General features: G+C 69.5%; 20 protein-coding genes. 6 read left to right on the forward strand and 14 right to left on the reverse strand.

Going from position 1 to position 20,174, the window contains the following annotated elements; translation table 11 throughout:
• Positions 1-35: 35 nt before the first annotated feature.
• Both ACQP12_RS15375 and ACQP12_RS15380 read left to right on the forward strand, forming a co-directional pair.
• Positions 36-1,445 (forward strand): sensor histidine kinase, encoded by a 1,410-nt coding sequence (locus tag ACQP12_RS15375; RefSeq protein ID WP_433288578.1) that lies wholly within the window; start codon positions 36-38, stop codon positions 1,443-1,445.
• A 36-nt stretch (positions 1,446-1,481) separates the two neighbouring features.
• On the forward strand, positions 1,482-2,141 hold the full coding sequence (locus ACQP12_RS15380; protein ID WP_433289285.1) for a DedA family protein: 660 nt from the start codon (positions 1,482-1,484) through the stop codon (positions 2,139-2,141).
• A gap of 98 nt (positions 2,142-2,239) precedes the next feature.
• Here the strand turns inward: ACQP12_RS15380 and ACQP12_RS15385 are convergent, their stop codons facing one another.
• Both ACQP12_RS15385 and ACQP12_RS15390 read right to left on the reverse strand, forming a co-directional pair.
• Positions 2,240-3,130: a M48 family metalloprotease gene (locus ACQP12_RS15385; RefSeq protein ID WP_433288580.1), complete on the reverse strand. Its 891-nt coding sequence runs from the start codon at positions 3,128-3,130 to the stop codon at positions 2,240-2,242.
• Positions 3,127-3,513, reverse strand: coding sequence for a BlaI/MecI/CopY family transcriptional regulator (locus tag ACQP12_RS15390; protein WP_433288582.1), 387 nt, complete (start codon positions 3,511-3,513; stop codon positions 3,127-3,129). Before ACQP12_RS15390 ends, ACQP12_RS15385 begins: the two co-directional genes overlap by 4 nt.
• Before the next feature lie 92 nt (positions 3,514-3,605).
• On the opposite strand from ACQP12_RS15390, the gene ACQP12_RS15395 reads away from it, so the two are divergent.
• On the forward strand, positions 3,606-4,307 hold the full coding sequence (locus ACQP12_RS15395) for a phosphatase PAP2 family protein (protein ID WP_433288584.1): 702 nt from the start codon (positions 3,606-3,608) through the stop codon (positions 4,305-4,307).
• On the opposite strand, the gene efeO is transcribed toward ACQP12_RS15395, so the two are convergent.
• Genes efeO through efeU form a run of 3 tightly spaced genes read right to left on the reverse strand, consistent with a single transcriptional unit; the run spans position 4,273 to position 6,252 of the window.
• Complete coding sequence (gene efeO / locus ACQP12_RS15400) at positions 4,273-4,962, reverse strand: iron uptake system protein EfeO (protein WP_433288586.1); 690 nt, start codon at positions 4,960-4,962, stop codon at positions 4,273-4,275. The genes ACQP12_RS15395 and efeO overlap by 35 nt on opposite strands.
• Positions 4,895-5,389: a cupredoxin domain-containing protein gene (locus ACQP12_RS15405; RefSeq protein WP_433288588.1), complete on the reverse strand. Its 495-nt coding sequence runs from the start codon at positions 5,387-5,389 to the stop codon at positions 4,895-4,897. Before ACQP12_RS15405 ends, efeO begins: the two co-directional genes overlap by 68 nt.
• The gene (gene efeU, locus ACQP12_RS15410; protein WP_433288590.1) at positions 5,386-6,252 is read right to left on the reverse strand and encodes an iron uptake transporter permease EfeU; all 867 of its coding nucleotides are present in this window, start codon (positions 6,250-6,252) and stop codon (positions 5,386-5,388) included. The genes ACQP12_RS15405 and efeU overlap by 4 nt, the downstream gene beginning before the upstream one ends.
• A gap of 90 nt (positions 6,253-6,342) precedes the next feature.
• Here efeU and ACQP12_RS15415 point away from each other — a divergent pair, with 90 nt between their 5' ends.
• Both ACQP12_RS15415 and ACQP12_RS15420 read left to right on the forward strand, forming a co-directional pair.
• Positions 6,343-7,098, forward strand: coding sequence for an ABC transporter permease (locus ACQP12_RS15415; protein WP_433288593.1), 756 nt, complete (start codon positions 6,343-6,345; stop codon positions 7,096-7,098).
• Positions 7,099-7,143: 45 nt separating this feature from the next.
• Positions 7,144-7,683, forward strand: coding sequence for a phosphatase PAP2 family protein (locus tag ACQP12_RS15420; protein WP_433288595.1), 540 nt, complete (start codon positions 7,144-7,146; stop codon positions 7,681-7,683).
• A gap of 240 nt (positions 7,684-7,923) precedes the next feature.
• Here the strand turns inward: ACQP12_RS15420 and ACQP12_RS15425 are convergent, their stop codons facing one another.
• From ACQP12_RS15425 to ACQP12_RS15445, 5 genes are all read right to left on the reverse strand, one after another.
• Positions 7,924-10,695 (reverse strand): TIGR02391 family protein, encoded by a 2,772-nt coding sequence (locus tag ACQP12_RS15425; protein ID WP_433288597.1) that lies wholly within the window; start codon positions 10,693-10,695, stop codon positions 7,924-7,926.
• A 150-nt stretch (positions 10,696-10,845) separates the two neighbouring features.
• Entirely contained in the window at positions 10,846-11,529 is a 684-nt protein-coding gene (locus ACQP12_RS15430; protein WP_433288599.1) for a DUF4291 domain-containing protein, read from the reverse strand.
• Positions 11,530-11,714: 185 nt separating this feature from the next.
• On the reverse strand, positions 11,715-11,945 hold the full coding sequence (locus ACQP12_RS15435) for a hypothetical protein (protein WP_433288601.1): 231 nt from the start codon (positions 11,943-11,945) through the stop codon (positions 11,715-11,717).
• A gap of 223 nt (positions 11,946-12,168) precedes the next feature.
• Positions 12,169-12,801: a hypothetical protein gene (locus ACQP12_RS15440; protein ID WP_433288603.1), complete on the reverse strand. Its 633-nt coding sequence runs from the start codon at positions 12,799-12,801 to the stop codon at positions 12,169-12,171.
• Positions 12,802-13,197: 396 nt separating this feature from the next.
• On the reverse strand, positions 13,198-15,882 hold the full coding sequence (locus ACQP12_RS15445; RefSeq protein ID WP_433288605.1) for an ATP-binding protein: 2,685 nt from the start codon (positions 15,880-15,882) through the stop codon (positions 13,198-13,200).
• A 97-nt stretch (positions 15,883-15,979) separates the two neighbouring features.
• Between ACQP12_RS15445 and ACQP12_RS15450 the strand changes: the two genes are divergently transcribed.
• The gene (locus ACQP12_RS15450; RefSeq protein ID WP_433288607.1) at positions 15,980-16,393 is read left to right on the forward strand and encodes a hypothetical protein; all 414 of its coding nucleotides are present in this window, start codon (positions 15,980-15,982) and stop codon (positions 16,391-16,393) included.
• A gap of 678 nt (positions 16,394-17,071) precedes the next feature.
• On the opposite strand, the gene ACQP12_RS15455 is transcribed toward ACQP12_RS15450, so the two are convergent.
• The 4 genes from ACQP12_RS15455 to ACQP12_RS15470 all read right to left on the reverse strand — a co-directional run bounded on the left by ACQP12_RS15455 (position 17,072) and on the right by ACQP12_RS15470 (position 20,127).
• A complete protein-coding gene (locus tag ACQP12_RS15455; protein WP_433288609.1) occupies positions 17,072-17,452 on the reverse strand; it encodes a hypothetical protein in 381 nt (126 codons plus the stop codon).
• A 201-nt stretch (positions 17,453-17,653) separates the two neighbouring features.
• Positions 17,654-18,097: a nuclear transport factor 2 family protein gene (locus ACQP12_RS15460; RefSeq protein ID WP_433288610.1), complete on the reverse strand. Its 444-nt coding sequence runs from the start codon at positions 18,095-18,097 to the stop codon at positions 17,654-17,656.
• Between the two features lie 268 nt (positions 18,098-18,365).
• On the reverse strand, positions 18,366-19,640 hold the full coding sequence (locus tag ACQP12_RS15465; protein WP_433285491.1) for an IS110 family transposase: 1,275 nt from the start codon (positions 19,638-19,640) through the stop codon (positions 18,366-18,368).
• Between the two features lie 250 nt (positions 19,641-19,890).
• Positions 19,891-20,127 (reverse strand): hypothetical protein, encoded by a 237-nt coding sequence (locus tag ACQP12_RS15470; protein WP_433288612.1) that lies wholly within the window; start codon positions 20,125-20,127, stop codon positions 19,891-19,893.
• Positions 20,128-20,174 lie beyond the last annotated feature (47 nt).

Genomic DNA, 20,174 nt, shown 5'->3' on the forward strand with positions numbered 1-20,174 from the left:
CGTGTCCTCAGCGGGTCGTGGTTAGCGTGACGGCCATGTGGGCACCCCATCTCGCGCGACGGCTGAGGCTGGCACGGCGACTGGGCGTACGGCTGCGCTCCGCGCTCGCGGCGGGCCTCGTCGTCGCTGCCGCGTCGGTGCTGGCAGGCGGCGTGTTAATCGTCACCGCCCGCGGCATCCTGCTTGACAACGTGACAACATCGGCGAACGACCGGGCCACGCAGGTGACGGCAGCACTGACGGCAGGCGACTCCACAGCCCTTGCCGCGGCGCTGCGGCCGTTCACCCCGCAACGGTCCGTCGTTCAAGTGCTGGACCCGGCCGGTCGGGTCGTCGCGGCGTCGAACGCGGTCTCTACCGTGTCGCCGATATCCGCCCTGCGGCCGGCGGTAGGGCAGCGTGAATGGGAAACCCGGCGTCTCGAGATCGAGCGGGACTCGCCGTTTCGGATCGTGGCGGCCGGGGTGAGCACCCCGACGGGCTCGCGGATCGTGCTGGTGGCGGAGTCGATGGACACGGTCGACGACGGCACCGAGGCGATCGTCGCGGCGCTGGTGGTCGGGCTGCCACTGCTCGCGGTCGTGGTGGGCGTCGCGACGTTCCTGTTCGTCGGTCGTACCCTGTACCCGGTCGAGGCGATGCGGCGGCAGGCGGCCACGATCACCGCGCGCAACCTGCATGCCCGGCTGCCCGTGCCGGCGGCCGACGACGAGATCGCGGCGCTCGCGGCGACCATGAACACGATGCTGGACCGGATCGAAGCCGCCTCGGCGGCTCAGCGCCGGTTCGTCGCCGACGCCAGCCACGAGTTGCGCAGCCCGCTGGCGACGATCCACGCCAACGCCGATCTGCTCGACGCGGCAGGGCTGGCCGAGACCCCGGCGCGGTCAGTGCGCCGCATCCGTGCCGAGAGCGCCCGGATGGCGCGGCTGGTCGACGATCTGCTGTTGCTCGCCCGGGTGGACGACCAGGCCGTGCGGCTGCGCCGCGACGAGGTCGACCTCGACGATCTGGTCTACGCCGAGCGGGAACGGGTCGCCGTCGAGCATCCCGGCCTGCGCATCGAAGGCGGCGTCGAGCCGGTGCGAGTGGTGGGGGATCCCGATCAGTTGCACCGTGCGCTCCGCAACCTGGTCGACAATGCTGTGCGGCACGCCCGTCACACCGTCGTCGTCAGCCTCGCCGCCGGCGACGGCCATGCTGAGGTGGTCGTCGGCAACGACGGGCCCGCTATCGCCGCTGGCGACCGGGAACGCGTTTTCGATCGGTTCGTGCGCCTCGATGGCAGCCGGTCCAGGCAGGGTGGCGGTGCCGGGCTGGGGCTGCCGATCGCCCGCGACATCGTCGTCGCCCACGGCGGGACCGTGACCGTTGAGGCGCTGACCGACGGCGCCGCGCTGCGGGTCGAGCTACCGATCCCCGACCCTAAAACCTACGGCGTGTAGGTTTAACAGCCCGCCGTCGAGGAGAAAATCGTGCAGATGCTGGCCGCACCGAACACTCTTGCGCTGGGCCCGTCGTTCCTGGACCCGGAGTGGCTCATCTCCACCTTCGGATTGATCGGCATCCTGGCCATCGTCTTCGCCGAGTCCGGCCTGCTGATCGGCTTCTTCCTGCCTGGTGACTCGCTGCTGTTCACCGCCGGTCTGCTCGTCGCCGACGGCACCTACCTGCACCAGCCGCTGTGGCTGATGTGCCTGCTGGTGTCGATCGCGGCGGTCGCGGGTGACCAGTTCGGCTACCTCTTCGGCCGACGCCTCGGCCCCACGCTGTTCCGGCGACCGGACTCCCGGTTGTTCAAGCAGGAGAACCTGACCAGGGCCCAGGACTTCTTCGGAAAGTACGGCGCCCGCTCGATCGTGCTGGCACGGTTCGTGCCGATCGTGCGGACGTTCACGCCGATCGTGGCCGGCGCGAGCCACATGCACTACCGCACGTTCCTGGTCTACAACGTCCTCGGCGGCACCCTGTGGGGGTGCGGGGTCACCATCCTCGGTTACTTCCTGGGCCAGGTGGCGTTCGTCAAGAACAACATCGAGTTCATCCTGATCGGCATCGTGGTCGTCTCGGTGATCCCGATCGGCGTCGAGTTGCTGCGCGGGCGCCGCCGCGGTCGTCGCGCCCGCGTGGAGCGACGCTGACGCGCATTGGACATGAGCAGTTCGGCGACGAGACTGACATATCCCGGCCTCCCGACCGATGCCGCCGACGTCTGACCGCGGTGCCTGACCCACCCAGATCAGAGCCAGGCGCGGACCAGGGCCACGAACTCGACGGTCGCCGCGGTGACTGTCGTCAGAAACCCACCGCCGAGCAGGGCCGGGCCGATCAGCCGCCGTCGTCGCGGTGTGGGAGCGGGCTCGGTGAGTGCCCGCACCCGCTGCAGCGCGGCGCCACCGTTGATTCCGAGCGTGGCAGCCGAACCAGACCCGACGGTTGCCAGGGCGGCCCGGGCCACGGCCTGGGCGGTCAGGTCGCGGTCGTCGACGGCTGCCGCGGCGTCCTCGTCGGCCCACCGCTCGACCAGATACGCGACGGTCTCGCGGACCGGCACGAGCAGCGGGTTCAGTGCGGCCGCGGCCGCAGTGGCGGCCACGAGGCGGCCGTGGCGGTGCGCCAGGTGAGCCTGCTCGTGGGCGAAGACCACCCGGCGCTCGTCCGCGTCGAGCAACCGCAACATGCCCGTGGTGACGAGCAGGTGACCGGCGCGGCCCGGCCGGCCAGGCACGGCGACGGCCAGCGGCGTAGACCAGTCGGCGACGACCAAGCCGTCCTTCGCCGTGCCGGCCTCCCGTAATTGCCGGTGAGTGACCAGGCGACGGCGCAGCTCGATCAGCAGCCGTACGCCTCCGAGGAGCAGGGCGAGTCCCGCGACGAGCGCGACCAGCCCCGGCACGGGCTCGGGCAGTTCCAGGGTCGGATGGTCGTCCAGGGCGGCCAACGGTGGCAGGTCGTCCAACATGGTCAGCGCGAGCATCGCCAGCGACCAGGTGGACGAGGCTGCTGCGGCGACCGCGATCGCGGTCAGCCCGCGAGCGGCGGGACCGGGTCCGCCGCGTTCGGCGATCCTGGGAGCCAACCAGGCCAGGACCAGAGCCAGCAGGAGGGGCAGATAAACCGCGACCGTCATGAGCGTCGCCGACGCCGCGCGGCGTCCAGAAGGTCTCGCAGGGCGACGGCGTCGGCCTCCTCCAGTGAAGCGGCGAACTGCTGGAGCACGGCCTGACGGTCGGGGCGGCCCGCCAGCGCCGCGCGCATCTGCGAGGCGGCGGCCGTGGCGGCGTCCTCGACCGGCCAGTAGAGGTGCCCGCGGCCGGCTCGGCGTCGCGCGACGAGGCCCTTGTCGCGCAGCCGAATCATGATCGTCTGCACGGTGTTGTACGCGAGGTCACCGCCGATCGCGGCCTGCACGTCGGTCGCCGTCATCGGCTCAGCGTGGGCCCACAACACCCCCATGACCTCGGCTTCGAGGGTGCCCGGCGGTCGCCGCCCGCCCTTGATCGTCACAATCACCGACCTCCGCCGCCAGAATAGCCCGACACCTCCCCGGCGACCGCCACGGCGACACCACGAACCTACAAGCTGTAGGAGTTAGTCTCGTCCTCGTGACTCTGCGCCAGTGGCACCACCCTCCCGCCGGAACCCGCGCCGCTGTTCTGCTTGTCGGCCGTCCGGCGGCGGCGTTCGCGCTGCTCGCTGCACTGGTGGCCGGTCAGGTCGGGCCGGTTACGCGTCTCGACGCCTGGGTCAGCAGGGCGGCGTATGCCGCGGCGGTGGCTCACCCCCTCTGGCGGACCAGCATGGCCGCTCTGACCGTGACCGGCAGTACCGCGGTGCTAGGCCCGCTGACCGCCTTGGGCTGCGTGATCCTGCTGGTGTTCGGCCTGTGGCGCCAAGCCGTCTTCGCCGCGGTCGCGATGACCGCCACGGTGTGCCTGCGGCTGGTCGTGCTCGTTGTCGTCGCCCGGGCCCGTCCTGCCGACCAACTCGCGTCGGCGTCGAGCTACTCGTTTCCGTCTGGGCACAGCACGGCGTCCGCCGCTGCCGCGCTAATCCTGGTCGTCGTCTGCTGGCCGCTGCTCAGACGCCGGTGGAGCAAAATCCTGCTGGCAGTCGCCGCCGGCGGGTGGGCGCTCAGCGTCGGGGTCAGCCGAGTCGCGCTCGTGGTGCACTGGCCGAGCGACATCATCGGCGCCTGGCTGTTCGTGCTGGTCACGGTCCCCGGTACGGCGGCGGTGCTGGGCGCGGCGCGCGGTCGCGGCGCGCCGGAGGTCACCGCTGGCTTACCACGGCGGCAAGCCGGCTGACCGGCTCGGCCAAGCCGTTGATCGCGTCGGAGAGCTCCCGCACCTGCGCCGGGGTCAATCGCTGATAGTCCGTGTACCGGCCGGCGGGGTCACGGTAGTGCGCGACGAGAGCGTCGACCTCGGCCGCGCGCTTGTCGATCAGCGGACCCAGCGCGGGTTCACGCTGGGCGACGGCTGGGCGCAGTGCACGTGTTATCGCCGTGCAGCCCTCGACGTTGGCCGCGAGGTCCGACAGGTCGGTGTGCGAGAAGCGGTCCTCCTCGCCGGTGATCTTCTTCGACGCCACCTCGTCCAGCAGGGTCTTCGCGCCGTTCGCCAGATCCAACGCCCTGAAGGTCTGGGTGGCGAGCTGCCCGTGCAGTGTGGTCACGTCGGCGAGCAGCTGCTCGGCCACCGCCGAGTCGGGCCGGCCACCGCCCCACAGGTCCTTTTCAATACGGTGGAAGCCGGTCCACACCTCGCCGGGGCCCAGGTCGGTGTCCCTGGCGTCGATGCGCCGGTCGAGGTCGGCGAAACTCTCCGCGACGGGTTCGACGCGCTCGTAGGGCGCCCGAGTCGTCGCGAAACCGGCCCGCGCCGCCGGCAGGTCACCCGCCCTGACCGCCGCGACCCAGGTCGTCGTCCGGGTCAGCAGGTCGTCGGCCTGGGCGCGCACATACCGGGTGTAGGCCGTCGCGGCGGCGTCGAGCCGCGCGTCGGCGGGCGGCCGAGGCCGAGGCGGTGCCCGTGACGGTCACCGGCGTGTGGATCCCGTCGCCGGTCATGCCTGGCTTGCACACCGCCTCGTGCGCGCCGGCGCTCAGCTCCACCCGAAGGTCACGGGACACGCCCGGAGCGACGTTCTCCACCTCACCGAGCACCCGGCCGCCAGGCCCGTACACGTAGAACTCGGTGACCTTCGCGCCGCCGTTGGTGACCCGGAACACCCGCACCCCGGCCGGCACCTCACTGGGCCGAACCGTGCAGGCCGTGTCGTCGGCGGCGACCGCGACGACACTCGTCCCGGGGGCGCTCGGCGTGCCGCCGCAGCCGGCCACCACGGCGGCGCTCATCAGCGCCGCTGCGGCCCGGGACGCCCTCACGCAGCCGCCTCGGAACGCGCCATTTTCTGCTCCTGCTCTGGGCTTTTCGCCGGGCGGGCCGGGCGGAAGAACGCCAGGAGGACGACGGCGGCGTAGCCGATCCAGGTGAGGATCTCCAGGACGGTGGCGCTCGGGGTGAGGTTGACTGTGGCGGCGAGCAGGGTGGCGTACCAGGATGCCGGTTCGACGGTGTGGGAGACGTCGTAGGCCAGGTTCCCGGCGCCCGGCAGCGCGCCCGCGACCTGGAAGCCGTGCACCGCATATTTGGCGATGCCGGCGGCGACCAGGATCAGCAGCACACCCGTCCAGGTGAACAGCCGACCGAGGTTGACCCGTGCGACGGCCTTGTTCATCAGCCAGCCGAGCAGCACCGCGCAGAGCGCGCCGGCGATCATGCCGAGCAGCGGCGCGATGGTCTGCGCGGCGGCTTGGGCGGCGGAGAAGACCAGCAGTACCATCTCGACGCCCTCGCGGATGACCGCGATGAAAGCCAGCAAGGCTATCGCCCCTGAGCCCATGCCGAGCGCCTCGGTGAGCCTGCCGGTCAGCTCGGCCTTGAGGGTGCGGGCGCTGCGCCGCATCCAAAAGATCATCCAGGTGACCATCGCCACGGCGACCAGCGAGGTCACCGCCTCGAACAGCTCCAGCCGCACGCCGCCGAGCAGCGACGTGGCGACGTAGGTGAGCACCGCGCCGAGGACACCGGCGACCAGCATGGCCAGCCCCACGCCCCACCACAGCGCCGCCCGGCCGTCGCGGCGCGAGGCGCGGGCCAAAACGGTCAGCAGGATCGTCACGACGAGCGCCGCTTCCAGGCCGTCGCGCAGCCCGATGAGATAGCTGGCGAAGAAGACCCCGGCCACTCGCACTCCTCAGATTGGTTAGCCTTACCTTCATCGGCCAACCTCCTACAGGCTGTGGGAGTTGTCAAGTCGGGCTGCTTGAATGCAGGGATGGATCACGGTGCGGTCTGGGTCGGTCCGATGTTCGCAGTCCTGCTGGCCGCTCTCGTACTCGTCGCGGCGGTAACGGCACTGATCGGCCGATTGGGCAGCGGCCGCAGCGTCGCAACCGCCTCGGCCCGCGCCGTGCTGCAGTTGGGCGTCGTCGCACTGCTGATCGCCGCCGTCCTCCAGTCGTGGTGGGCGAGCGCCGGATTCATCACGCTGATGGTCCTGGTCGCGGCGGCCACCTCCGCCCGCCGGGTCAGCTCGCTTCGCCTCGGCTGGCCGGTGCTCGCGCCCATCGCGGTCGGAGCGCTCCCGATCTGCGCCCTCGTCGTGGCGTCCGGCACCGTACCGCTGACCGAGGTCGCGGTCGTCCCCATCGCCGGGATCCTCATCGGCGGGGCGATGACCGCCACGTCGCTGGCGGGCCGGCGCGCGCTAGACGAACTACGCGACCGACACGGCGAGTACGAGGCAGCCTTGGCACTGGGCCTACTGCCTCGCGACGCCGCTCTCGAGATCTGCCGGCCCCACGCGGGGCAGGCGTTGGTACCCGCGCTGGACCAGACCCGCACGGTGGGCCTAGTCACGCTTCCCGGTGCCTTCGTCGGAGTGTTGCTGGGTGGCGGCTCACCCGTTCAAGCCGGAGCAACTCAACTGCTGGTCCTGGTGGCGCTGCTGGCCGTCGAGGCGATCGCCGTCGCCACGACCATTGAACTGGCGGCCAACGGGCTGCTACGCCGCCCGACCCCGCACAGGTGACCCGCTTTCAGCGATTTCTTACCAGCAGTTCGGCAGGATAATCGCGTGAACTATCGACTGTTCGAGCTGATCAACGGCCCCGCCGGGCGGATCGACGGCATCGATGACGCGATGGAGTTCGCCGCGTCCTGGCTGGTGTACCTGATATTCGCGGCCTCTGCGGTCCCGGTCGCGGTGGCACTGCACCGCCGACGGATACGCCCGGTGCTCGAACTCGGCGGCGCCCTGCTCCTCGCGTTCGCCGCGGCTACCGCCTTGGCGCACCTGAACAGCCAGCTGCGCCCATTTCAGAGCCATCACGTCCACCAACTGATCCCCCATGACCCGGGGGTATCACTACCCAGCGACCACGCCACCGCGGCGTTCACGCTGGCCTTCGGCGTCTACGCCTTCCTGAATCACCGCTTGGGCGTCATCCTGGCAGTCGCGGCGCTGGCCGTCGGCATCGCACGGGTATGGGTCGGCGTGCACTATCCCGGCGACATCCTCGCCGCAGCAGCCATTGCCGCCCTCGCCGTCGTGGCAGTCGCCATCGGGAGTCACCGGCAACGCGATCGCACCCGGTCCCTGGGCGCCGCCAAATAACGAACACCCACCTTGACACGCGCGGGTGGCGGACGGACGGGCCAGGCGCGAAGCAGCAGCCGAGGCTGCTCCACCTGCACATGACCGTGGCCAGCAACGTCAGTGGTGACCTCGCCGACCGGGTCATCCTGGTGTCCGGCGCCGCATCTTGCCGCAGCGCGCAACGAAGGACAGTCGGCGGATCACTGAGCTGTACAGCGACAGGCGTGTCTGTCGGGTGTGCAACGACCATCTTGAGGGTTATCTCGCTGACGACGCCGAGGTGACCTGGGCCGTGATGTATGAGACTCGGATCCCAAACTGGCCGCACTCATCAATACGCTGGCGACGGTGGAGCTGAAGAGAATGATCAAAGCTAGCCGGTAGAGCGCCAACAGCAATGAAAATGCGTGGGTTGCGGCCGGTTTCGGGCCGCAACCCACACACGGTGCCATCACCTGAGCAGGCGAGGCTTCCGGGGTTTCTTAGGCCCGTGGCAATCTCGCGCGTTTGAGAGTCGCGAAGGGCGAGTACACGTCCTTTGTGAAAGTCGGTGAGGAAGAGTGTCTGGTCGTTCATGATGATGTCGGTGATATCGAGCGATACGGCTGGGTAGCTGACGTCCTCCACCTGATCTGGCGCCTTCAGAGGGAAGCTCAGCAGCCGACGGGGTGTGCCGGCGGCGACGTAGACCCGTTCATCGTCTACGGCGAGCGCCACCACAAACCCACCGACCTCCGCCAATTTCGTCTGCTTACTGTCGGCGGCGACTTGCCACACCTCGCCGGTCTGAGTGCCAACGAACAGTGTGGTTCCCATCCAGCACATGGAGCTGATCAGGTGGGCCTCCGGAAGCTCTATCGGGCGGCTGCGTCGGTACTGCTCGTCCGCACGCAAAAGAAGGATGCCGCGCCGGTCGAGCATTCGTATGGACAGGTCGCCGTTCGTCGCGGCGGCGATTGTGTCTGTGCCGCCGTAGGCGGGAGGCAGGAGGGGTACGGAGGTCAGGATCTCGTACTTGCCGTGCTCGACGGCCCAAAGGGTGCCTTGACGTGTGCTGACTACGAGCTTGTCACCAATGCAGGCGATGCCAGCCACAGGAGGCAGCCCTGTCAGCACCTCGGCTATTGCGCCGCTGAGATGAGCGCCGACCTGGACCGAGGCAGCGCAGTACAGGCCATCATGGTGAAGCCGCAGTATTGTCGTCCCGTCATGCTTGGCGGTGACGACGCCTCCTTTGTAGTGGGCCACGCGCTCGTCGTCTGACACTACGCCGGGGCCGTCGAGTGGCTCGGTCCAGCTGGCTACGCCGTCGGTTACGTGGCGTAGGGCGCGCAGGGGCGTTTTCTCGTCCCGTCGAAGTCGCACCACTGCCGGCTCCAGCGAGAGTCTGTAAGTCCGTTCGGGCTGACCGGGGCCGATGACTGCTCCATCGAACAACGTGGCCCCATCGTAAATCTTGGTCAGCTGGGTCGATCCTTCCTGGTGAGCCCACACCGCTCCGATGGACCTGCCGCCCGACGACCAGCGAATGTAGTCACCGACCTGGTAGGGCTCGTCGGTCGGGAAAATCCGGTGAAGATGAAGGCCGTCCTCGAAGCTGTGCAGGCGCACTCCGAATAAATCTGAATGAGGGGCGCCGGACTCGTCATGGAACAGTTCGATCCCGATCTCCTCCACGCGATGCCAGTTCTCGCTGCCCAGTTCGTGGGAGACGAAGACTGGCACCGCAGGACCCTGTCGTGTGCCCGCCACGAGGTATAGGTCGTGCGGTCCAGTCGAAATGCCATCGATATCGATCGTCAGCGTTGCGGCCGTTCTTGCCCGGACACGGCACGGTTGGTCGTCGATCCACACCTGCACTTCCGGACCGAGCCGTTGGACCGACAACTCCAGCAGATCACCTTGCTGCTGGTAACCCACCACAGCCGGTGCAAGCTCCACCCCTCGGTCTAGTAAGTCAAGCAGCGCACTGGCGTGTGCCAGCAACCGAAGGCACTCGCTACGCGATCGACACGGCAATGCGGGTCTGTCCTTATGAGACCGATCGCCTTTGTGTAAGCCCACAGCGCCGCCGAAGATCTCGACGAGCCGATCGGTGTCTCGTTGCCGGTCAGAGATGCTGATCCGGGGCTTTCCCGAGTTCTTACCAAACGCCTCGCCGATAAGGCGATCCCCTATCGAGTTTAGACCGGTCCGCTGCTGGACTTCGTGCTCGATCCGGCGGAAGGCGGCGAAGATCGCGTCGTCGAAGTGGCCACTGCGCAGCTGTTTCACGGAGGCGTCGATTATCTCGGGACGCAAGATCGTGACTAGGACGTCGAGGGGAGTCGCATCGTCTTGTGCGCCGTTGCCGACCGTATGCACCGGCAGGTCCGCGGAAGAGTCGACCGCAGGCGACAGTGCCTCGTGGATCTCCTGCCAGAACTCTCGATCACGCTCAAGAAGCTCTTCAACATCGGCGAGGCGGCGGAACTGGCGGATACCGCGACTCAAAGTGAATGTCCATCTCCACCGCTGCTGCGAGGCCCGACCCGCGCTGTTCCAGAAGGTCGGCAAGGCTTGGGCAAGGACACCGAGCCGGATCACCCGTCCGCGGGCCTCGGCGACCTCCGGCAACTCCGAACGATCATCGTCCTTGTCGTCGGCGTCAAGAGAAAGTCCGGCATGCGTGGCGAACTCGACACTCGACACCACGACCTGACCGTCACTCTCATCGGCCCGTTCCCGCTCGGCGGCCCATCTCAGAAATGACACCAAGAGCTGCAGGTCATCCTGGCTGTTGGCGCAGGCCGCAACACCGCGAAGGGTCAACCGAATCTCGTCGGTATCCGAGAAGATCGCCCGGCTCCGGGATCGCGGCAGGTACTCGGCGGGAAGCGCGGCGAGCTCAGCCTGCGCGTCCTCGATTCCGAACTGGCGATCAAGGACGCGGTCGACTTGTGTGAACGTCGGCCATGCGCCTCTGTCGCGCAACTGGTCGTACAACACCTGCACGGCGACGCTGAGCCGCCCGGATTCTCCCTCAATCACGTGGCGATTCTCCACGACCGAAAGCCCTGTCTGTTACGCCGATCTACCGGCCCCAACCCTGTCGTACGAATCCCTCACATATGCGACACCCGAAGTCCTGGCGTCGTCAGCCTGATCCTTAGCGCTTGTTGGCGGGTTTGCCAGGGACCCTCATCTGCCGCGACCGGGGCGCGTTGGCCGGCCGCGCGGCGGGCGCTGTCCGTGCTGCTGCTCGGGCACCTTGCTGGTGATGATGTCCGGGCTGGCGTTGAGACCGGCGGCGATCTGATCCGGCAGCGGGTAGACGTGCTCGACCGGCAGTTGAGCTACTGCCGCCTGTTCGTCGCCGCCCCGCAGGAGGTTCCGGACCTGGCGCACGATGGGGGTGATGTCGGTGATGGCAACAACCCAGCCGTCGACGTACCGGTCGACGGCCTCGCGGGACAACCCGACCTGCAGTGACCGGTACGGTAACGCCGTCAGATGCAGTGACCGCTCCGGATCCCACTGCACTCGGACTGGGCTGGTCTTCAGATGCCGTGACCAGGTCGCCTTGTCGCCGTGCAGCTCTCGGTCGTAGTGACTAAGGCAGGCCTCCGCCAGCGCCCACTCAAATCCCTCCCGCGTGATGTCGATGGACAGAACGCGCTCTTGCCCTGGCTTGGTGGCCCAGCCGCAGCGGTACACCATCCACAGGAAAGACGGCTTGATCCACGTCATCCGGTCCCGCTTGAAGGGGGCCACGAAACGGCCGGCTGCCACCGCCGGCAGCGCGATCTGCGGGGGATACGCCTGGTACACGGTGATGGTGTCGGCCGAGTAGCGGGCGCGGATTTGACGGGCGGGAACGGGCACACCCCGATCCTCGCCGATCGGGGCTCGACCGCTCCACCGAGATTCCGAATCCACGTGAGCGCCAAGCCGAAATGAACTTGCGGCGGCATCCGTACCTGTAGCCGCCGAGAACGCCGGGGGCGTTTGCCCGGCGCTCGTCACCAGCTGTGCGAGTGCCCTGAGCGATGAACACAGCTTGACGCTGGTCACGTCCTCCGCAGCCGCACCCGTGCGGGACGTTCTCGATTCAGATCGACGACGCCGGCGCGCTCCAGGACGACGGCTAAGTAGTCTGCCGTCTGCCGTCTGACGAATTCCTTGAGATACCCGTCCAATGTGCCTTGATTGCCGCGAACATCGCGGTTCGCCCCAATGCGAACCCAGCCGCGTCCGTGCAGGTACCCCGGGATGCCCTCGAGGCAGGACCAGCTGACCACCGTCCGAGTCTGTTTGTCCCCGAGGAGTAAGACCACTCCAGCTGAGGAAACCTCGTCAACCCCGAAGGTGGCGCGACCGGTCGGCGTTGGGAGGCACGTACCCGCCGCAACCCGAGCTCGAATAGCCGTCTCGACCTGACCTGGCATAACTGCATCGTGCATCCCGCCGGTTCGCGACGCAAAGCACCCGGGGCGATGAAGAAGGCAAAGGCAGCGCGGTCCGTCACAATGATCCCCTGCACGCTCTTGCCGTACCGTGCGTTATGCCCGTGCCCGTGGCGTTATGGCATCGGCCTGTTGCCTGACCGTTGATCACTGAACCGAGCTCAGGTCGTATGCGGCTCAGCGTCTCGTCAGCGGGCTGCTTGCTTGCCAATTGGGCAGGCTCGGATGGTGACGTGGTTGCCCATGGCGGGGTCGATGACGCAGTGCACTCCAAGGTCTGTGATGCGGCCGTCGCGTGCGTTCCACTCGCCGGCACCGGAATCACGCCCAAGATTGAACCGAGCGAGTCGATCGTGGCCTTCCAGAGGTTCGGCCAGGCGCGGCGGGGCCCGACCACGAACGCAAGCTGGAGGGCGATAGCGCCATCGGGAAGTGGTTGAGCGGCGGTGATCTGGTCGCGGATTTGCCGCTTGTAGGCGTTGGTACTAGCCGACGCGGTGGTGTGTACCTGCAGCGAGTACAACCCGCCGGGATCCTGGACAGTTTGCGTCTGGCACACCGCGACCGAGGACGTCGCTGCATGCCGTTTGGTCGCCCACACCGAGGCGAACTGCCGCCCGGTGCCCTTGGTCAGCCTCGGGACGAGCGGAAACAGGTAGTTGTCGAGATCGTTGAGCGCGAGCAGGGGCACGAGGTTCGGCAGCCCGATGTCCAGGCGCAGCGCGGCGGTTCCGGAGTGACGGGCAGCTTCGGGGCGATCGCCGCCAGGACGTCGGCGGCAAACGCGGCGGAGCGAGCCTGGCCAGGTGACCCAGCCGAGTCCCAGCCGGCCAGGGCGGGTGGAACGCTGAGTGTGCTGCCCACGAGCTCCGGGCGCGCATAGAAGACAGGCACGGTCACAGGTCGAATCTATCGCCACAGCTCGACCGTCCGGCGTGGCTGCCCGCTGCTCGGGCTGTGCCCTCGTTTGCCTTCGCGCTCACGCCGCCGATCGCGCCCGAGAGGACGCCACCGGCAAAGTTCAGATCCAGTATCGCCCACCAGGAACATCGGCCCGGACGCCGCCCGCTCCCGCGGGCGGCCGTCGTCACTCGGCGGCCGCGGCCCCGGCCAGCGTCGCCAGCTGAGCCCGCGACGTGATGCCTAGCTTGGGGAACGCCTTGTAGAGGTGGTAGCCCACGGTTCGTGGGCTGAGGAAGAGCTGGGCGGCGATGTCGCGGTTAGAGGCGCCCGCGGCCGCCAGCCGCACGACCTCGCGTTCCTGCGCGGTGAGCACGCTGAGCGGGTCGCCAGCCCGGCGGGGCGCGGCCGGGACGTCCCCGGTCGCGCGCAGCTCGGTGCGGGCCCGCCGGGCCCACGACTCCGCGCCCAGCCGGTCGAAGACCTCCAGCGCGGCGCGGAGCTGCGTGCGCGCATCCGCCCGCCTCCGGGCCCGTCGCAGCCACTCGCCGTAGGCGAGCCGCGTCCTCGCCTGCTCGTACGGCTGGTCGTCGCCGTCGTGGGCGCGGACGGCGGCAACGAAGTGCGCCTCGTCCTGCTCCATCATGGCCCGGCAGCGCAGGGCGACCGCGTCCGAGGCCGGTTGACGGACATGCCGCGCCCAGGTCAGGTAGCGCTCCAGCGGCTCGCCGGCCCGCTCCGGCCGGCCACTGCGGACCGCCGCCTCGACGAGATCGGCGGCGGCGAGCGTCCCGAACCCGGTCGGCGGGATCCGTTCCAACTGCGCCAGCGCGGCATCCGCGTTCCCCTGGCCGAGTTCGAGCCGGCCGAGCGCCCAGCGTCCGAGGGTCGTCGCGAGGAGGAGCTTGCGGTCGTCGGCCCGCCGGACGCCGTCCTCGGCCCTCGCGCGGCACCCCGCCACGTCCTCCTGATGAGCGAGCACCCAGGCGAGGCAGCAGGTGAGGTGGATGACCCGGTGCTCGTGACCCAGGTCGGTCGCCAGCCGCAGCCCCTCGTCGAGGGTCGCCCTCGCCTCCCCGTAACGGCCCTGTAGCCCCTGCGCGAACCCCTGGTCCTGGAGGGCGAACGCCAGCCAGCCGATCATCCCGCTCCTGCGGCAGTCCGCCACGACCCGCTCGGTGAGTTCCTCGCAGAGGGCCGCGCGGCCCGTCGCGAGCGCGGTGCCGGCGGTGAAGGTCAGCCCCGGAACGCCCAGCCCGGCGAGCCCGGAGGGGTCCAGCGCGCCGCCGGTGAGCGGCAGCCCACCCGCGAGGTCGCCGGCCAGCAGCCGGGCCAGCCCGACCGCCTGGCCGACCAGCGGCGAACCGGTCGCCGGCAGCTCGTGCAGCGCCGTCGCCGCCTGTCCGGCCAGTGGCGCGTCGCCGGCGAACCAGGCGCAGCGGACCGCCTCCACCAGCAGCCAGGTCGCCTGCTCGGGGTCGCGCGCCGCCACCCGGAGGGCGGCGTCGAGGATGATCCGGCCGGCGGCCAGCGGGGTGCCCAGCTCGACCTCGCGGTGGGCGCGGACCTGGGTCAACGCCACGATCATCGCCGGGTCGTCCACGTCGGGCGTGGCGCTTGCGGCGAGCGCGGCGGCGCGGTCGGTCAGACCGGCGTCGCTCGCGGCCAGCGCCGCCGCGGCCAGCCGGGCGGATCGGCGTACCGGATCGACGGTGAGCTCGGCGGCCCGCTGGTAGGCGGCCGCCACCGCGGCGTGGCCGCCTCGGGTACGGGCCCGACCCGCCGCCTCCTCCAGCTGCCCCGCGACGCCCTCATCGGGACCGAGCGCCGCGGCGGCCAAGTGCCAAATGCGCCGGTCGGCGGCGTCGGGCGAGGTCGAGCTGCTCAACGCATCTGCGAGCGCCCGGTGCACGGCAAGGCGCCGACTCACCGACGCGCTCTGGTACGCGGCCGCCCGGATGAGGGGATGACGGAAACCGACGGCCGTTCCGGTGATCCCGATCAGCCGGCTCCGCTCGGCGGCTTCCAGACCGTCGAGCGGAGCGCCGGCGGCGACCAGCGTCGCGAGTTCGCCGGAGCCTTCCGCCGCCGCGACCAGGAGCGCGGTGCGCGCGGCCTCGGGCAGCGCGGCCATCTGCGCGAGAAAGGCCTCCTGGATCCGCTCCGCCACCGGCATCGCCCCCACCGGCGACAACCGCCCAGCCCGCTGTTCGGCAGTCAGCGCGGCCGGCAGCTCCATGAGCGCCAGCGGGTTACCGGCCGACTCCTCGACGAGGCGCTCCCGGACCTGCGGCGGAAGATCGGCGGGGAGCAGAGCGGCGGCCGCCTCGTCGTCGAGCCCGGCGAGACGGTGTTCGGGAAGCCCGGTGACCGGGAGATCCGGACGAGCGGCGAAGACCATGGCGACGCCCTCGGCCCCGAGCCGGCGCGCCGCGAACACCAGAGCGTCCACGGACGCCTCGTCGCACCATTGCACGTCGTCCACGAGGCAGAGCAGCCCGCCGTCCCCGGCCAGCTCCGACAGGAGGCTGAGGGTGGCCAGGCCCACCAGGAACCGGCTCTGCGGTGGCGCGTCGCGCAGCCCCAAGGCGGCGCCGAGCGCCCTCACCTGCGCGTCGGGCAGCGCGTGGATCCGGTCGAGCCCGGTCCGCAGGAGCAGATGCAGTGCGGCGAACGGCAACGCCGCCTCGGACTCGATGCCGACACCGCGCACCACCCGCATGCCGGTCGCCCGCAGCGCGGCGTACTCCAGCAGCACCGACTTGCCGATCCCCGCCGGACCCCGGAGAACCAGGGCGCCGCTGCGACCTTCCCGGGCACCGTCCACCAGCCGGTCGATCTGCGCCTGTTCCTCGGCCCGCCCGTGCAGCACGACTGGCAACCTACCGTCACGATGACGGATTCGGCATGGCCGCCAGCTCCGTAGCTTCGTGATCAGACGCACGTCAGCACCACGAAGGGACTTCGAGATGGCCACCATCGCCAGCACCGTCCGGACCACCGACGACGCCAAGCTGCTCCGCTTCGCCCTCAAGCAGGACGCGATCGGCTCAGGCGCCAACGGCGTCGTCTACCTCGCCGCCGCGGCGATCTTCGGCCGGCTGTTCGGCCTTCCCGCCGGCCTTCTCTACCCCGTAGGCGCCTTCCTGGTCGCCTTCGCGGCCGCCCTGCTCTTCCTCGCGTCGAGGCCGACGGTGAGCCGACCCGCCGTGGCAGTCGTGATCGCCGTCAACATCGCCTGGGTCGCCGCGAGCGTCGAGCTGCTCATCGCCGGCTGGTTCCCGTTGACCACCCTCGGCGTCGCGCTCGTCATCGCACAGGCGGTGGTGGTCGCCGGATTCGCCGCCCTCCAGATCACCGGCCTGCGCCGCACCGCCTCCTGATCCGTGCGGATCCCCGGGTGCCCCTTCCGCGCCGGAGCGGACACCCCGGGATCCAGCTCGCCGGCCAATCCGGTCAGCGCACCGTTCAGGCCTCATGAGACACCTTCGTCCCGGTCGCGTCGGCGCTTCTCCGCACGCCGCTCAAGACGTATCCGGAGCTGCCTCGATTCGCGCAGACCTTCCGTGGTGCGGTGACCGACCATAGCCAGAGGGGGCGAACGGTTGGCAGACATCAGGGTGGCCGAACAACGTGGAACCGGACCGCTGGTCGACTGGGCTCCGGCCCCGGCGCCCTGGGCGGCGAGGCTTGTCGAGCCGTTGACTCTTGAAGAACTATCCCCGAGATGCGACTCTCACTCGCTATGAGCCGCAACGGGCACGGGCGCCCACGTCAGCCGAGCGAGGAGATCGCGGAACGACGCGAACGACGCGATGCGCGGATCCGCGCCGAGCGCATCGAGGTCGCGATGGCGGAGATGGACGACAAGCCGCCGACCGACGACATCGAATTCGGACCCGGTCGGGATACGCGTGCATGGCGCGGAGGGTCGCCCGGGCTCGGGCGACGCCGATGACCTGCCCGATGTGGCGCTGGGGGAGCTCGGAGCAGCCCTGCTTGTGCCGACAATGACGTCCGCACTGGTCAGGCGGGGTTGACCGCAACACAAGATCTTGCGCTCACCCCAGCTCGGCCGGTTCGTCGGCGGTCGGGTCCACATCGCCGGCGTCGGCGCCGTCGCGCTCGCTGCCGTCCCACTCGAACCGCGCTCCCACGTCCGCGGCGGTGAGGGCCGTTTCGACGGCTGCTTCGGCGGCGTCGAAGGCGTCCTCACGGCCGGTAGCGGTGACCTCGACGAGGACGGACAAGGTGAGGCGGACCTGCCAGCGGCGGAGCAGTGCTGGCAGGTCCAGTGCGCTCAGCACGGCAAGCCCGTGCTCGCACCGCCGTTCGTGGAATGGCTGATGGGCCTGCCCGCCCACTGGGTCACCGACCCCAGGCTCAATCTCCCACGCACCGGCGCGTTGCGCGTCCTCGGCAACGGCGTCGTCCCCGCCCAAGCGGCGATCGCCCTACGCCTCCTCCTCCGCCGCCACCGCTGACAGCCACACCACGCGGAACTCCTCGCGGGCGGCACCCTGCGGCCGCCTGCGAAGGAACCACGTCGGCCCTGGCCACCTCAACTAACAGGCCAGCGCGGGCGAAGGCCGAGCCAGCAGAAGACCCCCATCCGCCGCGCCTGGTGGCCAGCTATCGTCCGGTCATCCGTGCGCGACGGTGTCTCGGTTGGCGGGGCTAACGTGTGCCGCAAGTAGGCGCCAGCCCTTGTCCTCGTCGAGGATCCATGTCCGCGTGTAGCGGACCCGGGCGAGAAATGGCTCGCCGGCAAGGGTGCCTTCCAGCGTGCCAAGGAACCACGTCACCCCGGTGCCGCCAGCGACGAGCACCGCCAGGTCCTCCTCGTCCACGCGGTTCATTGTCTGCTGGCCGGATCGGTGCGCGTGCAGGTCGTCCTGCTTGGAGTAGAGGCGGCCATCAGGTCCGGTGAACACGAGCCGGTCGTCGATCAACCGATCCAACGCCGCGACATCGGAGGACAGTTGGGCACGTTGAAGACGCCGTTCAGCGGCGCGCAGCGCCTCGACGCTGGCGATATCCGCGCCGTCGGCCCCGATGGCGGGATCATCGTCAAACGGCTTACGCATTGAGACTCCGCCCCCAAGGCTGAGCAGGCTGGTTTAGGTCCGACCATCCTGTCATCAGCGTAAGTCGTTTTGTGTCAAGCTTCTGGTCGGTGCCTCGGCCGTCGTCTGTCCCTGCATAGCGGTGATGGGGTTGGTCCCCAGCAACGTGTAATCGGGTTGATGAGACGACGGGCCGGGGCTGCCCATGATGACAGGCGAGATCACAGTGCGTGTCTCAATGCCGCGTAGGGCTCGCCCCGGCCGTCAGCTTGAACGCCGCGACGAAGAATCAGGCGGCTAAAGCCACCTGCCTGCGGTGGTGGCTGCCGTAGGTGGCGATGTCGGCGTTCCACTCTCGTCCGGTGGTGATGACGGCGTGCAACTGGCGCAGGATCGCCGCGGCGATGACGGTCTGGGCTTGGGTCGCCGTGAGCTTGTTGGTCTCCCGGGTGGTCAGATGCTGGTAGCGGGCGGCATAAACGGCGTTGCTGCGCTGGGCACCCCAGACCGCCCGCCACGCGGCCAGACGCAGCGCGGGCCGGCCCTGGCCGGTGAGTTTGGTGCGGCCGACGAACGTCCCGGACAGTTTCTCCCGCGGTGCGAGGCCGGCGTGCTTGACCAGGGCGCGGGCGGTCGCGAACCGGTTCGGGTCACCGGTCTCGGCGAGGATCGCCGCCGCGCCAACCGCGGATAGGCCGGGGATGGAGGTGGCCAGATCGGTCAGCTTGAGCTCGTCGAGGACGTCGGTCATCCGGGTCTCGGTGTCGGTGAGCTTGTCGGCGGCGGCCTGCCAGTCCTGCAACAGGAACGCGACCCGCTCCAGCGCACCGGGCCGGTGGGCGGCCACCCCGGTGGGGTCGGTCAACGCGGTGAACAGGTGCCGCAGGATGCGCAGCGAGGGTTTGCACCCGCCGCGGCGGGTGATCTCACGGCGCACGGCCTGCTCGAATCGGGCCGCACCGAGGCGTCGGGTGCGGGTGAGGTCACCGCCGTCACGATCGCAGATAACCGTCATCGCTGCAGCCCAGGTGCGGGAGCGAAACGGCTGCTTGGCGGTGTCGAGCGCGGCGGGCCAGACACACTCGAGCAGGGCGCGTATCTGCTGGACCTGGCTGACCATCTCGATGATGAGCTGGTCGCGCCGGGCGCCCAGATGCCGCAGCCGTCCCCAGGTCTCATCGATCGACTCCGGCACGTAGCAGCGCAGCTGCGCGGTCAGCCGAGCGATCAGCACAGCGTCCTTCTCATCGGTTTTGTCCGAAGTCAGGTCCTCGCTGCGCCGCGCCCACGAGGTCAGCATCGGCTGCACGCACACGAACGGCATCGCCCGATCCGCAGCGAGCTGGCCGAGGACCCGCCAGCGGTGCCCGGTCGGCTCGCACGCCACCGTCACCCCCGCCCACCCTTTCGCCGCGGCCCGCTCGGCGGCCCAGTCCAACGCTGCCCCGAGATTCCAGGCCCGGCAGCGGAACGTCTTACGGGCCAACACTTTCGAGTCGTGATCAGTGACGACGACCATCTGCTTCGCGTCGGCCAAGTCGATGCCCACGATCGCGTTGGTCACCGGCACCAACGCCCGCAGCCGAACAATCCGGGCGTTGCGGTTGCGATCACCCCGGGACACACCGCTACCGTTACCCATGAACGTCCTCCTCCTGCGATGGGACACCAAGCCCGACAAGCGCATCAGGGGGACGTTCCCACGTCCTGCATCGACACGCAGAACGTCTTTCTATGCCGCCGTATCCCGCAGACTGGGTGCAGGTAGCGGCGTAGCCGCGCGCCAGGGTCGTGGTGTCGAGGTCGCGTCCGATTCAGCCGTCCTGGTAGGCGCCGACTGGACCGCCGTGCGGGTGGACGACCAGCGGGTACGGCGCGTCGCCTCGCGGCAGGTCGAGCGGGCCCTGCAGGTGCAGCTCGTCGGGTGCTGACCACGTCACCGCCTCGGTGGTGCCCACAGCCGCGCGCACGCTCTCGATGCCCGGGTCGGCGCTGCTCAACAGCACCTCCCGCTCGCCGGTGGCCTCGCTCCGCACCAGCGTCGGCGGCATGTCGTGCTGGTGCGCCGAAACGAGCGGCGGAGGTCGGACACCCACGC

The organism is Micromonospora sp. CA-244673, from assembly GCF_050948395.1.
GTDB lineage: Bacteria > Actinomycetota > Actinomycetes > Mycobacteriales > Micromonosporaceae > Micromonospora.

What these genes read in the sequence shown, in the direction of transcription:
- ACQP12_RS15380 (WP_433289285.1), top strand. Translation starts at nt 1,482, where the DNA reads ATGCTGGCCGCACCGAACACTCTTGCGCTGGGCCCGTCGTTCCTGGAC.
- ACQP12_RS15415 (WP_433288593.1), top strand. Translation starts at nt 6,343, where the DNA reads ATGGATCACGGTGCGGTCTGGGTCGGTCCGATGTTCGCAGTCCTGCTG.
- ACQP12_RS15450 (WP_433288607.1), top strand. Translation starts at nt 15,980, where the DNA reads ATGGCCACCATCGCCAGCACCGTCCGGACCACCGACGACGCCAAGCTG.
- ACQP12_RS15375 (WP_433288578.1), top strand. Translation starts at nt 36, where the DNA reads ATGTGGGCACCCCATCTCGCGCGACGGCTGAGGCTGGCACGGCGACTG.
- ACQP12_RS15460 (WP_433288610.1), bottom strand. Translation starts at nt 18,097, where the DNA reads ATGCGTAAGCCGTTTGACGATGATCCCGCCATCGGGGCCGACGGCGCG.
- ACQP12_RS15385 (WP_433288580.1), bottom strand. Translation starts at nt 3,130, where the DNA reads ATGACGGTCGCGGTTTATCTGCCCCTCCTGCTGGCTCTGGTCCTGGCC.
- ACQP12_RS15470 (WP_433288612.1), bottom strand. Translation starts at nt 20,127, where the DNA reads ATGCCGCCGACGCTGGTGCGGAGCGAGGCCACCGGCGAGCGGGAGGTG.